The following is a 21305-nucleotide window of genomic DNA, read 5'->3' as shown; positions in this document are numbered from 1 at the left end:
AAGTGATCGAGAATGTTCCGCCGTCAGCTTCACCCACATGACTCATTTGTGCGTCAAGTCCGAGAGGTCGATCATGCGCCGAATCTCACCGTATCCGAAGTTCGTCTCAGCACTGTGCAGCAGTGCACTGGTCCTGTTTGTTGCTGCCTGCGGAGCCAACACCGCAGACAGCGAACCCGGACGGGAGGAGGGCAGTCCCGTGGCAGGTGGATCGATGACGATCATGCAACCTGCGGAGCCCCCGTCCATGGACCCGGCGTCGATGTCCAATGTCTTCGCGTTTCACGCAGCATTGGGCAATGCGCTGTACGGAACGTTGATGATCAACGACACCGACACGTTCGAGATCGAGTACAAGATGGCCACCGACTTCTCGACCTCCGACGGCGGAATCACGTACAACCTGGCGCTCCGGCCCGACCTGATGTTCACCGACGGCACCCCGCTCGACGCCGCAGCCGTCAAGTTCAATTGGGATCGCCTGCGCGATCCCAGTCTCGGTTCGACCTCGACCAGGCAAGCAGTCCAGGTTGCCGACACCGAGGTTGTCGATGCCACGAATCTGAAGGTCACGATGGTGGCACGGAACCCGCATTTCGCGGAATCGCTCGTTGCCGGGGCGCTCAATTGGATCGCGTCACCCACCGCTCTACAGCAGGGGCGGGAAGCGTTCGACGAGAATCCGGTCGGCGCGGGACCGTTCACACTGGTCGACTGGACCCGCCAAAGCGCTATCGAGCTGGAGAAGAACCCCGGCTACTGGGACGCACCCAAGCCCTACTTGGACCACCTCACGATCAAAGGCGTTCACGACACCAACCAACGCATCAACGCGATGATCACCGGCGCCGCAGACCTGTCTCTGGAGTCGACCATGGCCAACATCAACAAGGCTCGTGAGGCCGGGCTGCAGACAGAGGTCGTCCCCACCGGCGGCGGCCAGATGATCGGAATGAACGAGCGTCGTGCCCCGTTCGACGATGTGCGCGCCCGCCGTGCCGTGAGATTGGCTTTGGATCTCGATGCTCTCAACACCGTCGTGTACAACGGCGAAGGTGAAGTCCCCGAGACCTTCTTTCCCGAACAGTCACCCTTCTTCAGCGACGTCGCCTTCCAGGAATCGGACCCCGACGAAGCCCAACGACTGTTCGACGAACTGGCCGCAGAAGGCACGCCTGTCCGCTTCTCCTTCGCTTCCTTCCCCACCACTGATTCCAGGATTCTCGCCGAAGGTGTGCAAGCGCAGCTGAGTGCGTACGACAACGTCGAGGTGGGTGTCGACATGCTCGACGCCGCGACGGCCACCACGCGGCTCACTACCGGCGACTTCGACATGATCATCACCGCCACAATCGTCCAGGACCCCGATTTCGCGCTGTGGACCGCGCTGCATTCCCAATCGACGGGCAACTTCACAGGCACCAACGATCCCGAACTCGACGCAGCTCTCGATACCGGACGCATCAGTGAGGCGTTCGATGACCGCAAGGCCGCCTACGACACCGTGCAGGAACGCTTGATCGAGGTGGTCCCGGGCATCTGGTACGTCCGTGCAATTCCCTCGGTCATGTACAGCAACGACGTCCATGGCGTCGAGTTGTACACGCTCGGCTCGCCTCTGCCAGAGGAGCTGTGGATCGCCTGACAACATTGTGGATCTGGGCCCGGAATCCAGGCTCAGATCCACACTTTGTGCTGGATCAATCGCAATAACCGTGCAGGAAGACCCGCACCCCCGCGCGCACATGCTCTTCGGTCGAACGCCCCCCGCCCGAGGTGTCCCGGCCGATCAATGCCATCAGATGGAATGCGGCGAGCATCGGATCGTCGAGATTCAGCCCGTCCAGGTTCTCGAGACGATCGGCGAGGTGCCGGCGCACGCGTAGCGGCCCGGCGTCCCTCCATGCGTCGATGGCAGCGGGCGGAATGTGGTCGATGTCGGCTTGTATCTGACGGACGAGAGCGAAGTGGGTGACGTACTCCTCGTCCCACACCAGGGCAACGCCCAGGTCGGTGAGGTCGTCCTCGAGGTCGGTGACCTTACGCAGGTAGTTGTCGATCGCGGACATGTGCCCGGCCGCGACGCGATCGGAGCTCGCGGTGATGACGGCCTGGAAGAGCGTCGCCTTGTCGCCGAAATGGTTGTAGATCGTCCGCGTCGAGACGCCCGCTTCTTTGGCGATCACGTCGATGCCTGCCCGCGTGTATCCGTCGCGGGCGAACACCTCGAGCGCCCCGGTCAGAATCGATTCTCGCTTGTCAGCACGTAGCGCCATGATCCACACCTTAGTAAGTACAACAGATATTGCACTTTTTACATTACTAGTTGTACTTTACCTGTGCACCCAACGACCGAGGAGACACCGCATGACACGGATAGCAATCATCGTCGGCAGCACCCGCCCCGGACGTCGCGCCGCAACAGTGGCGCAGTGGGTCCACGGGGTCGCCCAGCAACACCGACCGGACGACACCTACGACGTCATAGACCTGCGCGACTACGACCTGCCGCACCTCGACGAGTCCGCGCCCGCGATCTTCGGCACGTACGAGAAGGAGCACACACGACGGTGGGCCGCGACGATAGGGGCGTACGACGGATTCGTCTTCGTCGCACCGGAATACAACCACTCCTTCCCCGGTGCATTGAAGGACGCCATCGACTTCCTGTTCGACGAATGGGCCGACAAGGCAGCGGGATTCGTCACGTACGGAGTCCAAGCCGGAGGAGTGCGGGCAGCCGAACACCTTCGGCTCGTACTGGCCGAGGTCAAGGTCGCGACCGTACGCACCCAGGTAGTGCTGTCGCTGCACCACGACTTCGACATCACCGACCCACTGGAATCCGGAGCATTGACACCTGGGCAACACCAGGAACCGGCGCTGACCGACCTGATCGACGAGGTCTCCGCCTGGTCGGAAGCACTGAAATCGCTGCGAGTGCCCGCATGACCGCCGTCATCGGCCGGGCCGGGCAACGCGCGGCGGTTCGGCCGATGACCGTGACGCTGGTCGTCGTACTCAACATGCTGATGGTGGTGCTCGACACCACGATCGTCCACATCGCGATCGGCACCCTTGCCCGCGAGTTCCACGCCACGATGACCGACATCCAGTGGGTGACCACCGGATACGTCCTCGGGCTGGTCACCATCATCCCGATCACCGCCTGGGCGGTCGGACGCTTCGGCACCAAGCGGCTCTACCTCACCGCAATCATCTTGTTCGTGCTCGGCTCGGTCCTGTGCGCGTGCGCATGGGATGTGTGGTCGCTGGTGGTCTTTCGTGTAGTGCAGGGACTCGGTGGCGGCATGCTGATGCCGGTCGGCATGACCATCGTGCTCCGCGCAGCGGGCGAAGGCGAAAACGGCCGGCTCATGAGCATGCTCGGCATCCCACCTCTCATCGGGCCACTGATCGGCCCGGTACTGGGCGGCCTCCTCATCGACGCGGCATCGTGGCGTTGGATCTTCCTGATCAACGTCCCCGTCGGTCTCGTCGGCGTGCTCCTCGCCGCCCGCCTTCTCCCCACCGACCCGAACCGCACTCGACGCAGCCTCGACTGGATCGGGCTCGCGTTGCTGTCATGCGGACTCGCAGTGTTGGTCTTCGGACTCACCGGCGGAGGAATCATGTTCGCCGCACTCGGCGGCCTGCTCGGGGCCGGATTCGTCGTCCGGTCGCTTACGACCGACGAGCCGCTCATCGAACTCCGATTGTTTCGTCGCCGCAGACTCGCCGCGTCGGCTCTCACCCTCACGTTCGCGGCAGCGGCGTACTTCGGGTCCATGGTCCTGCTGCCGCTCTACTATCAGATGGTTCGCGGGGAGGACGCACACACCACCGGACTGCTGAGTGTTCCGCAGGTTGTGGCGACCGGCCTCACGATGCAGGTGGCCACGCGCCTGGTCGATCGGGTTCCACCCGGCCGAGTCGTCGCGCTGGGCACGATCATTGCCCCCACCGGGGTTCTGCTCTTCGCCGTCCTCGTCTCTGCCGATACCCCGTATTGGCAGCTCATGGCCGCTATGTCGGTGATGGGCGTCGGCATCGGTATGACGCTCATGCCTGCTACTGCCGCGGGAACCCGCGGCCTCACCCACGACGAGGTGCCCTCCGCCAGCACCGGGCTGATGATCATTCAGCAGGTCGCGGTCGCGTTGGGTACTGCCGTGTTCTCGGCCGGGCTCGCGCGGTCCGTCACCGAGCGCCTGCCCGAGGTGCAGGATCTCGAGCAGGCCTTCCTACTCCCCGAGTCTTCCCTTACTCTCCTGGCGGATGCTTTCCGTTCCACCTACCTGTGGGTGGCCGTAATATTGGCCGCTGCGCTTCTCCCCGCACTGTTTCTTCCACGCCGACGCATCGAGGTATGACATGCACGCAATACGACTGCACGCCTTCGGCGTTCCCGACAACCTGATCCACGAGTACCTTGCGGACCCTGTTCCAGGGCCCGGCGAAGTCCGTGTCGCGGTCGAAGCAGCCGGAGTACACACCATCGAGACGAAGATCCGGCGTGGCGAGACAGTGGGACCGCATCTGCCACCGGCACTTCCGCTCGTTCCGGGCGGGGAGGTCGCCGGTACAGTCGATGCGGTCGGCGACGGCGTCGAGCCCACATGGATCGGTCGGAGGGTCGCTGCGCACCTCGACGGCCACGGCGGCTACGCCGAACTCGCCGTCGCTCGCGTGGAAAACCTCTACCCCATCCCCGACGACCTGTCCGCCGACGTCGCCGTCGCGATGGTCGGCACCGGTGCAACCACGCTGGGTCTACTGCACGCCACACAACCGACGGTCGACGATGCCGTCCTCGTCCTCTCTGCCGCCGGTGGCATCGGCACGCTGCTCGTCCAGAGCTTGCATCGTGAGGGCATTTTCGTCGTGGGGGCCGCCGGTGGTGCGACGAAGACCGCACAAGTGCACGACAACGGTGCCGATATCGCGGTGGACTACAGCGATCCCGACTGGCCGGAGCGCCTTGTCTCTGCACCCCGGGTGAGTGTCGTGATGGACGGCGTCGGCGGCCGAATCGGGCGACAGGCTCTCGAACTTCTCGCCCCTGCTGGCCGGATCATCCTCTACGGGTGGGCATCCGGCTCACCCACCGAGATCGCAACCACCGACCTGATCTCCCGGCAGCTCACAGCAACCTGGGCGCTGGGGCCACGCATGGTTCCGCCGGGCGGGTGGGATGCATTGCGCTCGACCTCCTTGGCGCGTGCTGCGGGCGGGGAGTTCCGACCGCTGATCACACGCTTCCCTTTGTCGGAGGCCGCAGCAGCGCACGCGGCGGTGGAGGGCCGGACAGCGCGCGGGAAGGTGATCCTCACCGTCTGACCTCCACCTACACGCGGTGCCCCAGTTACTCTCGGGTCAAGATGTGGTATTCGTGCAGCAATTGGCCGATCTCGTTCTCGTCCAGCTTCTTGCTCAGCCGTCGACGCATCAGCTTCGGCAGCGGGACGTTCTCTTCCTTCTTGTCATTGAGGAAGTACGTTGCCTGCAGCAGCTTCCGGATATCGTATGTCGATCCGAACACCTCGGGCACACCACGTTCGATGCCCAGCAACTCGTATGCAGCCTCCATTCCGGTGCGGACCGAATACTCGGTGGTGAAGATGCAGTCGCGGGTAGTTTCCGCGAACTGTCCGAGGAAAGCGAAGTTGACGGCACCTTCCGGGACCACGTCCGGTCGGTCCCCCGCCTGACGCGGCATGAAGAACGAGGTGACGTAGGGCATCATCACCGGCACCGTCTTCGCGGCATTCGCTGCGAGCTCCGGGATGTCTCCGATCGGAACACCCATGTGGTACAGCCATTCCTGAGTGATCTCTTCGCCCGTGCACTCCTGCATCGGCTTCTTCACATAGTCGCCCGGAACGTCGACGAACAGCGAATACACCCACACGACGATCTGATCCTTGGGCTGCTGCTTGAAATGGGGCTGACGGTTCACTGTCCAGCTCATCAGCCACTTCGAATCCCGGGCGGTGACGATGCCACCGGTGACGACACGTCCACTGAACGGATCCCGCTTGCAGATCTTCTGGATGTACTCGGGGATACGTTCGTCGAGTGTCGTGACGGTCGCGGACTCCCATTTGGTTTCGGGGATGTGCGCACCGAACACGTCGGGGCGACCGAAGGCAGGATCCTTCTCTGCGATCCGACGCCACAGATCCCATGCCGGCGCGGGCCCCTCGTCGAGCCGAGCCGGTGTGTGGTGATCGCCGTTGTTCGAATTCTCCGTCAGCGAGCCGATGGTGGTGAGCACGAGATCATCGAGACCCAGATCGACGCCGCCCTCGGCTCCGTCGGAGATCCAATGGATACGGGTGGCCTGTTTCCGTTCGGACGTGATCTCGAAATCGATGTCCGTGACCTCGGTGTCGAAGCGGAAATTCACGCCCTGATCGAGCAGCCACGTGTACAGCGGAAGCACGAGCGACTCGTACTGGTTGTACTTGGTGAACTTCAGGGTGCTCAGATCCGGTAGGCCGCGGATATGGTGGATGAAGCGGTGCAGATACAGCTTGATCTCGAGCGCACTGTGCCATTCCTCGAACGCGAACATGGTGCGCCAGTACAGCCAGAAGTTGCTGTCGAGGAACTCGCGGCCGAATACTTCGTCGATACGCTTGTTCTCGAGTTCCTCACGTGGAGTGAGGAACACCTTCGTGATGTCCTTCTGAGCCTTCGAGCTCATGTCGAACTCGAAGTCGGTGTGTGCGTCCTGCCCACGCTTCTCCGTGACGCGCTGAAGCGAGTAGTTCGGATCATCCTTGTTCAGCCAGTAGAACTCGTCGAGCACGCTGGCGTCGTCGACCTCGAGCGACGGGACTGACCGGAACAGATCCCACAGACACTCGAAATGATCCTCCATCTCGCGTCCACCGCGGATGACGAACCCCTTCTTCGGCTCCTTGATTCCGTCGAGTGCACCGCCTGGCAACTTCAGCCGTTCGAGGATCGTGATCCGGTTGCCGGCCATCCTGCCGTCGCGGATCATGAACGCTGCCCCCGCCAGCGAAGCCAGGCCCGAGCCGACGAACCACGCCGACTTGTCGTCCACGCCCTCCGGCTTGCGTGGACGTGCGAATGCCTCGTAGTTGCCGCTGCTGTAGTACATCGCGCCTCAGTTCTCGTCTCAGGAGTATCGGTAGAAACCTTCGCCCGACGCGAGGCCGAGCTTGCCTTTGTCGATGTAGTTCTCCTTCAGCCACACCGCGAGTTTCTGCTGCTCATCGTCGCCGTTGGCCATGATGTTGTACGGGGTGGAGAGGCCGATGATGTCGTAGATCTGGAACGGTCCGATCGGCGCGCCCGTCGCAATCTTCCACGTCTTGTCCACTGCTTCGGGGTCGGCGTATCCGCCGGCAGCGAGCTGCGCAGCCGAGGAGAGGAAGGGCACGAGGAGCGAGTTCAGGACGTACCCGGCCTTCTCCTTGTGCAGTTCGATGGGCACCATGCCGATCTCGGTCGCGAATTCGACCACTGCCGCGAACACTGCCGGGTCCGTATCGGGAGTGCCCATGATCTCGGCTGTGTTGAATTGCCAGACCTGGTTCGCGAAGTGCAGCGCGAGAAACCGATCGGGGCGCCCGGTGGACTCCTTCAGGTCGCTCGGGAGTAACGTCGACGAATTGGTCGCGAAGACGGTCTTCGACGGCGCTGCAGCCCCGATCTTCCCGTAGATCTCCTGCTTGAGTGACAGGATCTCCGGAACCGCTTCGACAACAAGGTCGGCGTTCGCCACTGAGTCTTCCAGATCCATTGTCAGTGTGAGTCTTTCGCGCGCTTCCCGAACAGCCTCCTCGGTGGCACCTGCGACGTCCCGCTTGTACGTCTCACCCAATCCGGCAAACCGCTCTCGTGCGCCGTCGAGCGCTTCATTGCTGATGTCGTAGGAGGTGATGTCGAATCCCTTGTATGCCGACTGGAACGCTATCTGGGACCCCAGAACGCCGGCACCGAGTACAGTGACTTTTCGAATTTCACTCATGCGTACCTCCTTGTGGACCTGCCGGGCCTTCGCCGTTTCCGCCGGTCGGATGACTACCGAAGCCTCGTACAGTCGGCGGTTAACGAAGGGCGTCGGAGACACCAACAAATCGAGATCCGGAATTCCGGACGGAAACCAGATGCGCAACGGATACTGGAGCGATTCGCAATCTATCACAACAAACTCCGGTGTCGGCGGAATACTGAACTCGACGAAACCTCCGTTTGTACCGGGCCTCTGCCAGCGTCGAATCCACGGCACGACCGGCCACCTCCAACACCAATCTACGGCGATCGGTTTCGGTGCGCAGCGCACCGCGCAAGACCTCCTCGCCGGAACCCACAGTGACCATCCGTACGGTTCCGTCGACGGAAGCACCCGCATCCGAAGCGGCACCACCGATGTCGTCGACGTCCACTCCGACCACCACTGACGCGACCGCACCCGCGCCGACATCGACCCCTCCGTGCCGACAACGTCGCCCAGCGAGCGATGACGCGCAGAAATTCACCCCTCGATTTAACCCTCCCCCGCGACCGACACGGTTCATGCGCAGGAGAAGAGTGATAGAAAACTCTGGGAGACCATTCGAGGAGGAGTTTCTATTCGCCACGGGACGATTGTGCAGAACCACCGTTTCAACACGACACCTGAATACACCATTGCCGAGAAATGCGCGCTGGACACGCCATCGACATACCGCAGCCTCGGGAACCGTACTCGTCCTGGAAAGGCAAAAGAATGTGCACTCGAGTCGTCTGGAACGAACCCTCCGGTGGTGTGCTTGTCGGCCGCAACATGGACTACCACCGCGATACCGGGACGAACCTGTGGTCGCTTCCTCGCGGTGTCGAACGCAACGACGGTGTCGGAGGAAACCTGGCCTGGAGGGCGAAGTACGGCAGCGTCGTGGCGGGGGCCTACGACATGATGACCGTCGATGGTATGAACGAGGAGGGTTTGGCAGGGCACGTTCTCTGGCTCACCGAATCCACTTACGGCACATACGACAACAGCAAACCCGGACTCAGTATGGCCGTCTGGATGCAGTATTTCCTCGACAACTTCGCGACAGTCGACGAGGCAGTGTCGTGGATCGACCGCACAGGCGTACAGGTAGTGCCGCTGGGCGACCCAGCTACCGGTGAAGTCCCGGCAGTGCACTTGGCCCTGGATGACGCGACCGGAGACTCTGCGGTCATCGAGTACCTCGATGGCAAGGCCGTGATCTGGCACAGCCGCGACCACGTCGTCATGACCAACTCCCCCACCTACGACAAACAGATCGACTTGCTGAGGCAGATCGAGGGTTTCGGGGGCGACAAGCCGATCCCCGGCACCGACTCTGCATCCGACAGGTTTGCCCGCGCCGCACATTACGTCGGCCGCCTACCGGATCCGGAGAACCCGGTCGAGGCCGTCGCAGGAATCCTCAGCGTCATGCGCAATGCAGCGCAGCCATTCCGAACACCGGCTCCAGGAAAACCCTATGTTTCGCAGACGATCTGGCAGACCGTTGCCGATCTGACCAACAAGCGATACGTGTTCGAGTCGACCACCCGACCCAACATCGTGTGGGTCGATCTGGACGATCTCGACTTCAGCGAGGGTGCGCGGGCGGGCAAGCTGGATCTTCTCAGCGACACCGCACTACAAGGTGGCCTTGCCGGTGAGGTGTCGGGCCACTTCGAGAAGAGCGACCCGATGCAGTTCCTCACACTCCCGTCCTGAACCACCACTGCGGACACCTCCTGCCCGCAGTGTCGGCGTCGAACCGATTTTTCGGCGGATCGAGGGTCGCGTGGGCAGGTGGGGCGTGCTGCGGTGGTCGCGGTTGCGTCGTTCTGCGGACCAGCGCCGGCACCAGGGGTCGACGACACCACCGAGGCCCCCGCCTCGACGACCCGCACCCCACGCATCGTCGACGACTCGGCCGCCCCGACATCACCTTCGGCGACGACGAGTGCACATATGCACTCGCGACCGATTTCGGTGTCGTCTTCTTCAATCGCCTCTATCACAAGGACCATACGGGCCCGGTCCCGCAAGGTGAATGGTGTGCAGGACTGGACGATTTCGTCGCAGCAATCGAACCGCTACTCGACGCTTGAATGAAGCATCCATCGACCAGGAGGACGAACACGCCGTGAGCGACTTCATACGGCTGGACCCCCCAGGTCATCGACGAGATCGTGCCGATCAGTTCATCGAAGCCCTCACCCAGCTCCGCGACGCCGACACGTAGCCATCGCCCTTTCCCCCACGCGTCCCAGCCTCCCACACCTGCAATTGCGGTTGTGGGAAGCTGGGATCGTCGCGGGAATTATGGTGGGACCGGTTGTGCTAGCGTCGAACCGATTTTTCGGGCGGATCGGGGGGTCGCGTGGGCAGGTGGGGACATGCAGCGCTGGGTGCTGCGGTGGTCGCGGTTGTGTCGTCCTGCGGACCAGCGCCGGCACCAGAGGTCGACGACACCACCACCGAAGCCGCCGCCCCGACAACGCGCACACCTCGCATCGTCGACGACTCGGGCCGCCCCGACATCACCTTCGACCCGTGCCTCGACCTCCCCGACGACGTGATGACCGCGGCCGGCTACGACGCGGCGCACAAAGAGTTCGCGGACATGCCGATGGGGTCGTATACGTTTCTGGCATGCTACTACCGCGGAACTGTCCAAATACCCGGAGTCTTGGCGCGATATGACCTCAACGTCATGGCTGGCAATGTCTCGCTGGACGAAGAACTGAAGAAGAACGGTCAGTTCGCAACTGAGATCACCATCAACGGGCGTCCGGCGTTACGGGAGATCGGTACGAACGGCGACAACGAGTGCACATACGTACTCGAGACCAACTTCGGCATCGTGCTCTTCAATCGGCTCTATCACAAGGACCATACGGGTCCGGTCCCGCAAAATGAATGGTGCGCGGGACTGGACGATTTCGTCGCGGCAGTCGAGCCGCTCCTCAAGGCTTGAAAGAAACTCCACCCACCGAGAGGACGAACCCGCCGTGAGCGACTTCGTGAGGCTAGACCCCCACGTCATCGAGGAGATCGTGACGATCTGCAACAGCGTGCTCTCTGAGCTCCGAGCGGCTAGTGCGATCACGTCGAGGCTCGGCTTCGCTGAGGGCTTCGGCGACTTCGAGTCCGCCAAGCAACTTGCCGCCGGCTACGCCCGCAAAGGCGCGGGCACGCCCGAGTCCGCCCGCGAGCGCGTCGATCAGTTCATCGAAGCTCTCACCCAGCTCCGCGACGCCTTCGCCTCCGGCGGCGAAGCTTTCCTCGGCGCCGAGTTCGACTGGGTACGGCAGCTTCAGGCGATCGACGTCGACACGTAGCCGGCCCACCCTTCCCGCGCGAATGCCGGCTTCCCACAGCAGCGATTGCTGCTGTGGGAAACCGGAACCGTCGCGGGAATCATGTTGTGCTGATACCTATCCGGAAGATCAGGTATTGCGCCCACCGTTCACACCGATGATCTGGCCCGTGATGTACCCGGCTTCCTCCGAGCAGAGGAACGAACACGCTGCCGCGATATCCTCCGGTTTGCCGGCGCGTCGGACCGGAGTTCGGTCGGCGTGTTCATCGACGCTGCCGCCGAGCAGACCGTCCCGTTCCGATCCGCGGAGCATCGGGGTATCGACGAACCCTGGTGGGATCGTGTTCACGGTAATTCCCGAAGGGCCCAGTTCGAGCGCGAGCGATTTCGTGAATCCGACGAGCCCGGCCTTCGACGCCACGTAGTGCGTCATGAACTGCTGACCACCTTGAGCGCTGGAGGACGAGATATTGACGATCCTCCCCCACCCCGCCTTCGTCATGTCGGGCACCACGGCCTGGCACGCATAGAACGGGCCCGACAGGTTGATCGCGAGGGTTCGCTCCCACACTTCGTCGGTGATGTGCCCGAACTTCTTGAATCCGGTGATACCGGCGTTGTTGACGAGAACCGACACCGCCCCGAGGCTGTCCCGCACGCTTTCGACAGCAGCGTCCACCTGAGACCGGTCCGACACGTCGACGTCGCCGAACGCGGCTGCAGTGTAGCCGTTTTCGAGGATCTCCTCGACGACCGTCTTGGCCGATGCGGCGTTCAGGTCGAGTACGGCTGTCGCGTAACCGTCGGCGGCGAGCCGGTGCGAGATGGCCCGGCCGATGCCCGAACCACCACCCGTCACGAGTGCAACCTTGGCGGTCATTGCACGACCTCCTCACCGACGAGTGATGTGCGGAGCATCAGACGTGCCGACTGCTCTCCGTACGGGCACGCGCGGTGCAGCATGCCGGTGTTGTCCCAGATGACGACGTCGCCCACCCGCCACTTGTGCCGGAGGGTGAAGCGGTCCTGCGTCGACCAATCCAGCAGCCGTGTGAGCAGGTCCTTGCTCTCGTCCTCCGATCTGCCGACCACCCGCTCAGCTGTGGATCCGAGCACCATGGACTTCTTCCCTGACCCTCGGGTCCAGACCAGCGGGTGTTCGCGCGAGGGATTGCGGTCCCACGCCGCCCGCTCCTTCGGGTCAGGATCGGGATACACGAGCAACTGGGACGCCGCGAAGCTGTGCACCACACGTGTGCCCTCGAGCTCCGCCTTGAGATCGTCCGGCAGTTCCTCGTATGCGGCGTAGGTGTTCGCGAATTCGGTGTCGCCGGTGTCGTCGTCGGACACCTGCCGCGCCATGAGGACGGTCGCCTTGTCCGGGATCTCGGCGGTGGTGCCGTCGATGTGCCAGAAGAATGTGCCTTCCCGATATGCAGCGAGCTTGCTCTTCGTCGCGTCGCGGGTGACCTTCTGGATCTCCGGGTGCTCCGAGTCGCCGCCGAGCGGGAGTTGCGCGACCTTCCCCAGCAGCCGGCTGAACGCGACGAGGTCGCCGTCGGACAGATTTGCCTCACGGAACACGACTACACCGCGTCGGTTCAGTGCATCCGAAGCGACGTCGGCGACGCCCTGATCCACGAGTTCGGGCCCGGACAAGCCGCTGATCTCGACGCCCGTTGTGGGTCCGATATCGGTGACGGTGTAGGCCATGGCGTCAGACCTCGGGTTCGACGACTGTGTCGAAGAACGCAGCACCCGAGTCGGGGATCTTCGGCTGACGGAACACGTTGACCGGGTACGACACCATGACCAGCGAGTACATCAGGTGCAACAATGTGGTCTCGGCCTCGGGCAGTTCCTCCAGGTCGAATCCGTTGAGGTAGTCGATCGCCTCCTCGGCGCGCGGAGCGATCGCATCGTAGAAGCGGTCGAGTTCGTCGATCGTGCGGGCCATACGCGTGTCGTAGCGTTCCTCGCGGGTGGCCAGCGCCCACTCGTCGACAAAGGGCTCGAGGTCCCGGAATGATTCCGGCAGAGTCGAATTCGTCATCGGTTCGTCCTTACTTGGAGCTGAGGTTCTGGTGTGTGGTGACCGTGTCGCGGACAACCTTGTGGAAGTTGCGGATCATCAGTTCCTGATCCGACAGGTGGAACTCCCGGTTGGCACCCGTCGCCAGGGCCGAATGCGTCGCTTCGACTGTGTTCGAGTCCTGCATCGCGAACTCGATGGTGGTCTGTGCGGTCATCTCCTGGGCCAGACGCTCCGCTGCGTTGCGCGGCGGCGGGAAGTAGATGTCGAGCTCGTAGCTGTGCTCGCCGACCGTCTCGGGCCAGTACTGGTACGTGATGTAGAAGTTGCGGGCCCAGATCTGCACCGAGAAGTTCGGGAACAGCCAGTAGGCATCATTGCCCCAGGACTTGATGTTGCCGGGGTTGAGGACGTCGGGCAGCGGGCCGATGTCCTGCACGTCGTCGGGGCCGAACAGGCCGGCGCGCAGCAACTTGTAGATCCAACGCTGGTTGCGCTGGGCGGGGCCGAGCTCACCGGGCTTGCGCGGGGGCAGCTGCGGCGGGCCGGGCACCGAGTTCAGCATGTGCGAGGTGAACAGGTCGTAGTAGTAGGAGTCCGGCGGTGGCACGAGCTTCTCGGCCTTCGACACGTCGCGATCGATGAATCGGCCGTGCACATACGGCGGGTGGTACCACTCGAGGATCGTGTCGATGGAGAGCTTCCAGTTGCCCTTGACCTTGGTCTTGTAGCCGTAGTGCTCCGTCATCTTCTCGAACGGGTAGCTCTCGACCGCGGTGAACTTCTCACCGAGGAACGAGCGCAGCGGCTGAGCGTGGGGGTCGAAGTTGACGAAGATGAATCCGGCCCACGTGTCGCAATGCAGCTCGGGCATACCGAGGGCGCCCTTGTCGAGGTCGAAGAACTGTTCCTCGTTGGTGACGTGGTCGACCTTGCCGTCGAGCCCGTAGCGCCACCCGTGGTATTTGCAGGTGAAGGCCTTGCAGGAGCCCTTGGTCTCTTCTGCGGGATGCTCCTGCCACACCACCTTGTTGCCGCGGTGGGCGCACACGTTGTGCAGCGCCTTGACCGTGCCGTCGGCCTGCTTGACGATGACGATCGAGCCGAGCCCGACGAGTTCACGTGTGAAATAGCTGCCGACGCGCGGTAGCTGGTCGATGCGCCCGACCTTGAGCCACGACCGCTTGAACACCGCTTCGCGTTCGGCGAGGAAGAACTCTTCGGAGACGGCGTCGTCGTAGCTGACGGGTCCGGTTCCCAGCTCCGGATATCTCGGGGTGAACTTCCCCTGGCCGGTGGCCAATTTCTCTTGGATTGCCATGGTATGGCGCCTTTCTCGTAGCATATCTGTGGTGTGTGGTCAGATCACGCCATCTGCGCGCAGGGTCGCGATCTCACTCGGGGTTCGAGCGAGAAGTTCTTGCAGAACGGAGTCGGTGTCGGAACCGAGTTCTCGTCCCAGCCATCGGATCTCGCCGGGAGTGTCGGACAGTGCGGGAATGACGTCGGGAACGGCGAGAGGGCCGATTCGCGACTCGGCGGTCGTGATGGTGCCCCGGTGCAGGTACTGCGGATCGTCGAATATGTCGGCGATCGAGTACAGCGGCCCGGCCGGTACCTCCGCGTCGACACATCGCTTGATCACCTCGTCGCGACTGAGTGATCCGACCCACCCGGAGACCAGGGAGTTCACCTCGTCGCGGGCCTTCAGCCGTGCAGCCTTGGGGCCGAACAGATCCGGGCTCGCCAGGTCCGGGTCGCCCATCGCCTTGGCGAGACGGACGAACATGTCGTCGTGGGAGCACGCTATCGCGACCCATCCGCCGTCGGCGGCCTGGTAGTGACTGTGAGGGGTGACGTTGACGGTGTCGGCGCCCATGCGTTCCCGAACGAAGCCGAACTGCTGAAACGCTGGGGCCAACTCGTCGAGCGCGCGGAAGATCGTTTCGTACAGCGCCAGGTCGACGACCTGCCCGTGGCCCGTGCGTTCCCGCGCCTGCAGCGCCGTGAGCACTCCGATCACCCCGTACAATCCGGTCATGTAATCGGCCAGTGACGTCGACCCCGGCGTCACGGGCGGGCCGTCCGGTTCGCCGGCGAGGTAGGCCAGGCCGGAGAACGCGTGAGCGACCCGAGCGAAGCCCGGGAGGTCGCGGTTGGGCCCGCTCTGGCCGTATGCGGACACCCTCAGCATGATGGTGCGCGGATTGATGGCGTGGATCTCGTCGAATCCGAATCCGAAGCGTTCCATCACTCCGGGCCGGAAGTTCTCGATGACGATATCGGCGTCGGCAATCAACTCCCGCAGGATCTGTTGTCCGCGAGGATCTGTCAGGTCCAACGTCACCGACCGCTTGTTGCGGGCCTCACTGAGCCAGACGAGGGTGTCGCCGCACTCCGTCTCGGTTCCGAATCGGCGCAGGTGGTCGCCCACACCGGGGCGCTCGATCTTGATGATCTCCGCCCCGAACTCACCGAGCACCGTCGCACAGAACGGTCCGGCGATGAAGGTGCCCAGGTCCAGGACCTTGATTCCGTCGAGCGCGTGCATGAGTCAGCCTTCCGCGGGAGCGGCTGCACGATGGTTGCCGGCATCCGCGACGGTGTTCCCGTCCGGGTTCGTCCAGGGCTTGTCGTCCCAAGCCCGGTCCAGCGGCTGCATATAACCGCCGACCGGGAAGAACGCTCGCTGCGCGTAGGTTTCGTAACCGATGCCCTGGTTCATCTGATCGAGGAATGCGCGCTTGAGCTGGTGAGTGAACAGCTGACGGGTGTAGCGCAGGGTCAGCGGGGGCTTCTTGACAAGGTCGCGGGCCAGATCCCACGCGCGATCGAGCAGCTTGTCCTTCGGGAGCACCTCCGCGACGACGCCCCATTCCTTGGCTTCCTCCGCCGACAGCTTCTTGCCGGTGAGCAGCAGGTAGCGACCGCGGTTGTGCCCGGCAAGGAAATTCCAGATCACGTGCTGACCGTCGCCTGGGACCTGTCCGCGCGGGAAATGCGACACGTCCTGGAACCACGCGGTGTCCGAGGCGAGCACGATATCGCCCATGAGCGGTACCTCGGAGTGGATGTTGCAGGGCCCGTTGATCGCACTGATCATCGGTACGTCCACGTCGAGGACGTTGAACATGAGATTGCGGTTGTACCAGGCTTTCTCGTCGAGCTTCCACAGTCCGCGATCGCCCGGCATCGCCTGGTAGATCGGAGTGTCGATGGGCGAACCGTCGGGCATGTAACCCCAGTCGGCGTTGTAATTCTCGCCGGTACCCGTGTGGATCAGGCACTTGATCTCGCGGTCGCCTGCGATGTCGGCGAAGGCGTCGGCCATGTCGTCGTGTGACTTCCAGTCCCACACCAGCGACCCGCCGTTGGTGTGACACTGCATGAAGAGAATGCCGTCTTCGGTGAGTTCGAACTTGTAGTTCGCGTACCGATCCTTGTATTCGCTGAAGCGTGATCTCTTGGTCATGTCTGTCCTTCTCTAGAGTCCTGCGAGGCGTTGCGCGACGGGAGCGAACTCCTCGAAATTGCTCTGCTGCACGGAGATGTAGTTGGCGCCGAAGGTCTCGCGACGCTTCAGCAGTTGGTCGGCGACCTCGTCGACACCGCCGACCAGGACGTTCGGATGCTCCGCGAGCCCGTCCGCGCTGATACGTAGGCGGGACGCGATCTTCTTCAGTGTGGTGTCCGCATCGTCGGTGATCTTGATGAAGAAAGGCGAGCTCTCGATGTCGAGGTCGGAGACGCGATCACCTGCTGCATCCCGGACGAACTGCAGTCGTTCGACCGCTTCCTGCTGCGGGGTGCGCCCCTGCGCGTTGACCGGTTCGAACGACACTGTGCTGATGCTGGCGATGTCGGCCTCACGGCCGGCCAATGACAGCACCCTCTTTCGGCTCCCTCCGATGATGATCGGAGGGTGCGGCCTCTGCACCGGCAGCGGCAGTCCGGCATAGTCTTTCGCGGTGACGTGCGCGCCGCTGATATCCAGTGGCTCACCCGAGCACTGCGCCTTGAACAGTGCGACAACTTCTTCGAGCTTCGACACGCGCTCCGGGGCGGGTGCGAAGGGCACACCCATAGCGACGTATTCGGGCTCGCTCCAGCCGCAACCGATACCGAATTCGAGCCGGCCGTCGGAGAGCATGTCGAGGGTCGCCGCTTCCTTCACCAGTACGCCCGGGACGTGGTAATCGGTGCAGAACACCCGGCATCCCACACGCAGAGTGCTGGTGACGGCTGCAGCGACGGACATCGCCGCGATCGGAGCGAGGTACTGCGGTGGCCACCGGGCGTCCTCCTGCGCCGGCCCCGGCCCGAGGTAGTGATCGGAGAGGAAGAGCGTGGAGAATCCGAGATCTTCGACGCGGCGGGCGGTGTCGCGCCATTCGGCGGAGGTGGTGGCTTTGGTCGCCTGGACGGCGAACCGGAATGGTCGTGTCATGACTGTGGGCTCCGTTCGGAGTCGAGTCGTGCAGGTCAGCGTGCGACGTAGCCGCCGTCGACCGGGATGGCCGTCCCGGTGATGAACGACGATTCGTCACTGGCGAGAAACAGTGCGGCGTTGGCCAATTCCTGTGGGACTCCCCAGCGCTTCATCGGCTGGGGTGGTACCTGGCCCTCTCCGGTGGGTGGGGCGACGTGTCCGTCGGCGGCAGCGCCGGCGAGTCCCGTCCAGGTCATGCCCGGACAGATCGCATTGACCCGGATGCCGCTCGTCGCGTAGTCGAGCGCGGCCGATTTGGTGAGCTGCACGACGCCACCCTTCGCTGCGGAATACGCGGCGATGCCCTTCCATCCGACCAGCGCCGACGCGGACGCCGTGTTGATCACCGAACCACCGCCGGAGGCGATCATGGCGGGGATCGCGTACTTGATCCCGAGGAAGGCACCCTTGAGGTTGACCGCGACGACGTTGTCGAACGCGTCTTCGTCGAGTTCCGCGATGGGGCCCCGCCGGCCGCTGAGCCCGGCGTTGTTGAACAGCACGTCGAGGCGACCGAAGGAGTCCACCGCGGCGGTGACCATGTCTTGCACGTCCGCCGAGTTCACCACGTCGACGTGCACCGCGACCGCAGAGTTCCCGATCTCGTCCGCGGTCTCCTTCTCCTGACCACTGACGTCAGCACAGACCACCTTGGCCCCTTCGCGGGCGAACAGGCGCGCACTGGCGCGGCCGATCCCGGACCCTGCGCCGGTGACGACGGCGACCTTGCCCTCGAGACGACCCTTGCCTTCAGCTGTGCTCATCGTGTGACACCGCTCTCTGTCTGTGTGAGTTCTGCTTTGACCAGTACGTTCTCGGCGAGACGGAGATGCCCGGCGTCGACGAGTTGGCCGCCTCGACCGAGCGCGCCAACGCCTCCGGTCTGAGCTGCGCGGTAGCCGTCGACCAGTGTTCGGGCGTGCGCGATCTCGTCCGGTGTCGGCGTGAAGACCTCGTTGGCGATCGGTACCTGGCTGGGGTGGATGGCCCATTTTCCGTCGAATCCGAGCATTGCGGCGTGTTCGGCGTCGGTGCGGTATCCGTCTACATCGGCGTAGTCCGGATAGGGGGAATCGATCGCGTCGACACCCGCTGCGCGAGCCGCGGCGAGGACCTGGGCCCGCGCGTAGTGCCAGAAGTCGCCGGGATAGGTGCCGGCGGCCGGTCGGAAGTTTCCGCCGACGCGAGCGTGGAGTGAGGCCGAGAGGTCGCCGACACCGAAGATGACGGCCTCGACGCGTGTGCTCGCCTTCGCGATTTCCTGGGCGTTGAGCAGTCCTTCCGCTTCCTCGATCAGCACTTCGAGGCCGATCGGCTTCGCGAGCCCGACCTTCGACTCGAGCTGGGTGAGCATGACGTCGACCCACCACACGTCGCGGGCGGTGCGGGCTTTGGGCACAATGATGACATCGAGTGCGTCGCGGGCGCCGGTGACGACCTCGATCAAGTCGTCGTGACACCAGGGTGTGTCCAGTCCGTTGATCCGGACCGCGCGGGTGGTGCGTCCCCAATCCAGCTCGGTGAACGCGTGCACCGCGATTCCGCGGGCGGCTTCCTTCATGGACGGCGCGCAGGCGTCCTCGAGGTCGAGGAAGACCAGGTCGGCGTCGGAGCGGGCCGCAGCCGCGCACATCGATTCATTGCTTGCCGGCGTTGCCAGCTCGGAGCGTCGTGCCCGTGTCACTTCGCATCTCCGTTCAAGTGTGAGTGCAGCTGAATACTGTTGAAGAACAGCAATATTGCAAACTCCAGGCAGTCGTCGCGGGTTCGCCGGGGCTGTGGCGACCGATCGGCGTTCGAGCCTTTCGCGTATTAGTCATATGTTTAACACTCGAGTTCGATCAAGGTCAAGGGGTGCTGGATAATTCGAGCTCCTGACCCGGAACTACCTGCGGCTATGCTGATCTTCCGCAGGCAGTCCAGCGTCCCTCGACCAATAATTGGGCGATCGATCAAATTAGGGAAGGGTAATCGCCAGCGACTTCAGCTCGAGGAATTCCTCCAGACCGGCCTCACCCATCTCGCGACCGATACCCGACTGCTTGTAGCCACCGAACGGGACGTCGGGTTGAAAGTAGTTTCCTCCGTTGATACCCAAAGTGCCCGTGCGTACTCTGCGCGCAACGTTCAGAGCCCGCTGCTCATCGCCACTGAAGACCGCGCCCGACAACCCGTACGCGGAGTTGTTCGCGATCCGCACGGCATCGTCATCGTCGTCGTAAGGAATCACCGCGAGGACCGGACCGAACACTTCCTCCTGCGCAATCTCACTGTCCGGATCCACACCGGCCAGCAGCGTCGGCGTGTAGAAGAAACCGGGGTCGATCTTCTCGCCGCCTGCTACGAGCGTCGCACCCGCAGCGACGGCCCGCTCGACCATGCCGTGCACCTTGTCGCGCTGCTTCTCGCTGATCAGCGGACCCATGTAGGTCTTCTTCTCCCGGGGATCTCCGTAGCGAACCCGCGCCATCATCGCCGCGACGGCCTCGACGATCCGGTCGTGATCTTTCCTCGGCACCAGGAGCCTGGAGTTGAGCGCACACGCCTGACCTGCGTGCATCGTGATGCCGAACGCCGCGTACGGCGCTATCGGCCCGTAGTCCGCATCGTCGAGCACGATCAACGCCGACTTTCCGCCGAGCTCGAGGAACACCCGCTTCAACGTGTCGCCGGCGGCCTTCATGATCTTGCGGCCCACCACGCTGGATCCGGTGAACGTGACGACGTCGACGTCGGGATGCGTCGTCATCACCTCACCTACGGCAACATCCGTCGATGACAGCACGTTCACGACACCGGCCGGGATGTCGGTGTGCTGGGCGATCAACTCGGCGATGAAGAGGGTGACCAGCGGAGCTTCCGGGGCCGCCTTGAGCACCACCGTGCACCCCGCGGCCAGCGCGGGAGCGAGCTTGGCGAGGGCCAATTGATTGGGGAAGTTGTAGGCGACGATGGCCGAGACGACGCCCGCCGCTTCCTTCTCCACCCAGCGTCGGTGCTGTTGGCCGAGGTACTCGACCGAACCGAGTTCCTCACTGAAGTCGTATGTTTTCAGCAGGTCGGCGTAGTAGCGGACGATCGCGAGCGGTCCCTCGAGCTGCGCTTCCTTCGTGAGCGCGACGGTGGCACCGACCTCGGTGATCGTCAGTTCCCGCAGGTCTTCGAGGTGATCGAGCAACGCCTGATGTAGCTGGTCGAGGCAGCGCTGTCTGAAGGCGACGTCCGTCGCCCAGTTCGTGGTTTCGAACGCGCGGCGAGCAGCGGCGATGGCTGCTTCGGCATCCTCGACGGACGCGTCCGGTGCATAGCCGAACACCTCGCCGGTGGCGGGATCGACGGAGGGATATGCGGTGGCGGCGTCGCGTAGCTCGCCCCCGATGAGCAACCGCTGGTCGGTGACGACGTCGGCAGGGACTTCTTGTTCAACTGAGGACATTCATCTTCTCCTTCGAGG

Annotated in this window: 21 protein-coding genes; 8 read left to right on the top strand and 13 right to left on the bottom strand. The window is 63.4% G+C overall.

The window, feature by feature from the left end:
• Window positions 1–73 precede the first annotated feature (73 nt).
• The gene (locus tag Q7514_RS28625) at window positions 74–1645 is read left to right on the top strand and encodes an ABC transporter substrate-binding protein (protein WP_330136649.1); all 1572 of its coding nucleotides are present in this window, start codon (window positions 74–76) and stop codon (window positions 1643–1645) included.
• 55 nt (window positions 1646–1700) lie between these two features.
• On the opposite strand, the gene Q7514_RS28620 is transcribed toward Q7514_RS28625, so the two are convergent.
• Window positions 1701–2276 carry a TetR/AcrR family transcriptional regulator gene (locus tag Q7514_RS28620; RefSeq protein ID WP_330136648.1) on the bottom strand — a complete coding sequence of 192 codons (576 nt, stop codon included), beginning with the start codon at window positions 2274–2276 and terminating at the stop codon, window positions 1701–1703.
• Between the two features lie 91 nt (window positions 2277–2367).
• Here Q7514_RS28620 and Q7514_RS28615 point away from each other — a divergent pair, with 91 nt between their 5' ends.
• From Q7514_RS28615 to Q7514_RS28605, 3 genes are read left to right on the top strand one after another with little or no spacing between them, the layout of a single operon-like run.
• The gene (locus Q7514_RS28615; protein ID WP_330136647.1) at window positions 2368–2952 is read left to right on the top strand and encodes an NADPH-dependent FMN reductase; all 585 of its coding nucleotides are present in this window, start codon (window positions 2368–2370) and stop codon (window positions 2950–2952) included.
• The gene (locus Q7514_RS28610) at window positions 2949–4373 is read left to right on the top strand and encodes a DHA2 family efflux MFS transporter permease subunit (RefSeq protein WP_330136646.1); all 1425 of its coding nucleotides are present in this window, start codon (window positions 2949–2951) and stop codon (window positions 4371–4373) included. The genes Q7514_RS28615 and Q7514_RS28610 overlap by 4 nt, the downstream gene beginning before the upstream one ends.
• 1 nt (window position 4374) lies before the next feature.
• Window positions 4375–5340, top strand: a complete 966-nt coding sequence (locus Q7514_RS28605; protein ID WP_330136645.1) for a zinc-binding dehydrogenase — start codon at window positions 4375–4377, stop codon at window positions 5338–5340.
• 25 nt (window positions 5341–5365) lie between these two features.
• Here Q7514_RS28605 and Q7514_RS28600 read toward each other — a convergent pair whose 3' ends face one another.
• Complete coding sequence (locus Q7514_RS28600) at window positions 5366–7132, bottom strand: oleate hydratase (RefSeq protein ID WP_330136644.1); 1767 nt, start codon at window positions 7130–7132, stop codon at window positions 5366–5368.
• Window positions 7133–7150: 18 nt separating this feature from the next.
• Window positions 7151–8005 (bottom strand): 3-hydroxyacyl-CoA dehydrogenase, encoded by an 855-nt coding sequence (locus Q7514_RS28595; protein ID WP_330136643.1) that lies wholly within the window; start codon window positions 8003–8005, stop codon window positions 7151–7153.
• Between the two features lie 741 nt (window positions 8006–8746).
• Between Q7514_RS28595 and Q7514_RS28590 the strand changes: the two genes are divergently transcribed.
• From Q7514_RS28590 to Q7514_RS28575, 4 genes are all read left to right on the top strand, one after another.
• Window positions 8747–9736: a linear amide C-N hydrolase gene (locus Q7514_RS28590; protein WP_330136642.1), complete on the top strand. Its 990-nt coding sequence runs from the start codon at window positions 8747–8749 to the stop codon at window positions 9734–9736.
• A gap of 29 nt (window positions 9737–9765) precedes the next feature.
• On the top strand, window positions 9766–10116 hold the full coding sequence (locus Q7514_RS28585; RefSeq protein ID WP_330136641.1) for a hypothetical protein: 351 nt from the start codon (window positions 9766–9768) through the stop codon (window positions 10114–10116).
• A gap of 272 nt (window positions 10117–10388) precedes the next feature.
• Window positions 10389–10985, top strand: a complete 597-nt coding sequence (locus Q7514_RS28580) for a DUF3558 domain-containing protein (RefSeq protein WP_330136640.1) — start codon at window positions 10389–10391, stop codon at window positions 10983–10985.
• A 34-nt stretch (window positions 10986–11019) separates the two neighbouring features.
• The gene (locus tag Q7514_RS28575) at window positions 11020–11349 is read left to right on the top strand and encodes a hypothetical protein (RefSeq protein WP_330136639.1); all 330 of its coding nucleotides are present in this window, start codon (window positions 11020–11022) and stop codon (window positions 11347–11349) included.
• Between the two features lie 108 nt (window positions 11350–11457).
• Here Q7514_RS28575 and Q7514_RS28570 read toward each other — a convergent pair whose 3' ends face one another.
• The 10 genes from Q7514_RS28570 to Q7514_RS28525 form a co-directional block, all read right to left on the bottom strand.
• Window positions 11458–12210 carry an SDR family NAD(P)-dependent oxidoreductase gene (locus Q7514_RS28570; RefSeq protein ID WP_330136638.1) on the bottom strand — a complete coding sequence of 251 codons (753 nt, stop codon included), beginning with the start codon at window positions 12208–12210 and terminating at the stop codon, window positions 11458–11460.
• Complete coding sequence (locus tag Q7514_RS28565; RefSeq protein ID WP_330136637.1) at window positions 12207–13043, bottom strand: TauD/TfdA dioxygenase family protein; 837 nt, start codon at window positions 13041–13043, stop codon at window positions 12207–12209. Before Q7514_RS28565 ends, Q7514_RS28570 begins: the two co-directional genes overlap by 4 nt.
• 4 nt (window positions 13044–13047) lie before the next feature.
• Window positions 13048–13383, bottom strand: a complete 336-nt coding sequence (locus Q7514_RS28560) for a hypothetical protein (RefSeq protein WP_330136636.1) — start codon at window positions 13381–13383, stop codon at window positions 13048–13050.
• A 10-nt stretch (window positions 13384–13393) separates the two neighbouring features.
• A complete protein-coding gene (locus Q7514_RS28555; RefSeq protein ID WP_330136635.1) occupies window positions 13394–14683 on the bottom strand; it encodes an aromatic ring-hydroxylating oxygenase subunit alpha in 1290 nt (429 codons plus the stop codon).
• Between the two features lie 39 nt (window positions 14684–14722).
• Window positions 14723–15913: a CaiB/BaiF CoA transferase family protein gene (locus Q7514_RS28550; RefSeq protein ID WP_330136634.1), complete on the bottom strand. Its 1191-nt coding sequence runs from the start codon at window positions 15911–15913 to the stop codon at window positions 14723–14725.
• A 3-nt stretch (window positions 15914–15916) separates the two neighbouring features.
• Entirely contained in the window at window positions 15917–16834 is a 918-nt protein-coding gene (locus Q7514_RS28545) for an enoyl-CoA hydratase/isomerase family protein (protein ID WP_330136633.1), read from the bottom strand.
• Between the two features lie 12 nt (window positions 16835–16846).
• Window positions 16847–17809: a TIGR03621 family F420-dependent LLM class oxidoreductase gene (locus tag Q7514_RS28540; protein WP_330136632.1), complete on the bottom strand. Its 963-nt coding sequence runs from the start codon at window positions 17807–17809 to the stop codon at window positions 16847–16849.
• Between the two features lie 35 nt (window positions 17810–17844).
• Window positions 17845–18615 carry an SDR family NAD(P)-dependent oxidoreductase gene (locus Q7514_RS28535; RefSeq protein WP_330136631.1) on the bottom strand — a complete coding sequence of 257 codons (771 nt, stop codon included), beginning with the start codon at window positions 18613–18615 and terminating at the stop codon, window positions 17845–17847.
• Window positions 18612–19535, bottom strand: a complete 924-nt coding sequence (locus Q7514_RS28530) for an HpcH/HpaI aldolase/citrate lyase family protein (protein ID WP_330136630.1) — start codon at window positions 19533–19535, stop codon at window positions 18612–18614. The genes Q7514_RS28535 and Q7514_RS28530 overlap by 4 nt, the downstream gene beginning before the upstream one ends.
• 273 nt (window positions 19536–19808) lie before the next feature.
• The gene (locus Q7514_RS28525; protein WP_330136629.1) at window positions 19809–21287 is read right to left on the bottom strand and encodes an aldehyde dehydrogenase family protein; all 1479 of its coding nucleotides are present in this window, start codon (window positions 21285–21287) and stop codon (window positions 19809–19811) included.
• Window positions 21288–21305 lie beyond the last annotated feature (18 nt).

It is taken from the genome of Rhodococcus artemisiae, assembly GCF_036327795.1.
Taxonomy (GTDB): Bacteria; Actinomycetota; Actinomycetes; order Mycobacteriales; family Mycobacteriaceae; genus Rhodococcus; species Rhodococcus artemisiae.
Note: the sequence above shows the minus strand (reverse complement) of the source record. Positions and strands in the feature narration are given on the sequence as shown.

What these genes read in the sequence shown, in the direction of transcription:
- Q7514_RS28620 (WP_330136648.1), bottom strand. Translation starts at nt 2,276, where the DNA reads ATGGCGCTACGTGCTGACAAGCGAGAATCGATTCTGACCGGGGCGCTC.
- Q7514_RS28545 (WP_330136633.1), bottom strand. Translation starts at nt 16,834, where the DNA reads ATGACCAAGAGATCACGCTTCAGCGAATACAAGGATCGGTACGCGAAC.
- Q7514_RS28610 (WP_330136646.1), top strand. Translation starts at nt 2,949, where the DNA reads ATGACCGCCGTCATCGGCCGGGCCGGGCAACGCGCGGCGGTTCGGCCG.
- Q7514_RS28615 (WP_330136647.1), top strand. Translation starts at nt 2,368, where the DNA reads ATGACACGGATAGCAATCATCGTCGGCAGCACCCGCCCCGGACGTCGC.
- Q7514_RS28525 (WP_330136629.1), bottom strand. Translation starts at nt 21,287, where the DNA reads ATGTCCTCAGTTGAACAAGAAGTCCCTGCCGACGTCGTCACCGACCAG.
- Q7514_RS28590 (WP_330136642.1), top strand. Translation starts at nt 8,747, where the DNA reads ATGTGCACTCGAGTCGTCTGGAACGAACCCTCCGGTGGTGTGCTTGTC.
- Q7514_RS28535 (WP_330136631.1), bottom strand. Translation starts at nt 18,615, where the DNA reads ATGAGCACAGCTGAAGGCAAGGGTCGTCTCGAGGGCAAGGTCGCCGTC.
- Q7514_RS28595 (WP_330136643.1), bottom strand. Translation starts at nt 8,005, where the DNA reads ATGAGTGAAATTCGAAAAGTCACTGTACTCGGTGCCGGCGTTCTGGGG.
- Q7514_RS28565 (WP_330136637.1), bottom strand. Translation starts at nt 13,043, where the DNA reads ATGGCCTACACCGTCACCGATATCGGACCCACAACGGGCGTCGAGATC.
- Q7514_RS28560 (WP_330136636.1), bottom strand. Translation starts at nt 13,383, where the DNA reads ATGACGAATTCGACTCTGCCGGAATCATTCCGGGACCTCGAGCCCTTT.
- Q7514_RS28540 (WP_330136632.1), bottom strand. Translation starts at nt 17,809, where the DNA reads ATGACACGACCATTCCGGTTCGCCGTCCAGGCGACCAAAGCCACCACC.
- Q7514_RS28600 (WP_330136644.1), bottom strand. Translation starts at nt 7,132, where the DNA reads ATGTACTACAGCAGCGGCAACTACGAGGCATTCGCACGTCCACGCAAG.
- Q7514_RS28550 (WP_330136634.1), bottom strand. Translation starts at nt 15,913, where the DNA reads ATGCACGCGCTCGACGGAATCAAGGTCCTGGACCTGGGCACCTTCATC.
- Q7514_RS28570 (WP_330136638.1), bottom strand. Translation starts at nt 12,210, where the DNA reads ATGACCGCCAAGGTTGCACTCGTGACGGGTGGTGGTTCGGGCATCGGC.
- Q7514_RS28625 (WP_330136649.1), top strand. Translation starts at nt 74, where the DNA reads ATGCGCCGAATCTCACCGTATCCGAAGTTCGTCTCAGCACTGTGCAGC.
- Q7514_RS28555 (WP_330136635.1), bottom strand. Translation starts at nt 14,683, where the DNA reads ATGGCAATCCAAGAGAAATTGGCCACCGGCCAGGGGAAGTTCACCCCG.
- Q7514_RS28605 (WP_330136645.1), top strand. Translation starts at nt 4,375, where the DNA reads ATGCACGCAATACGACTGCACGCCTTCGGCGTTCCCGACAACCTGATC.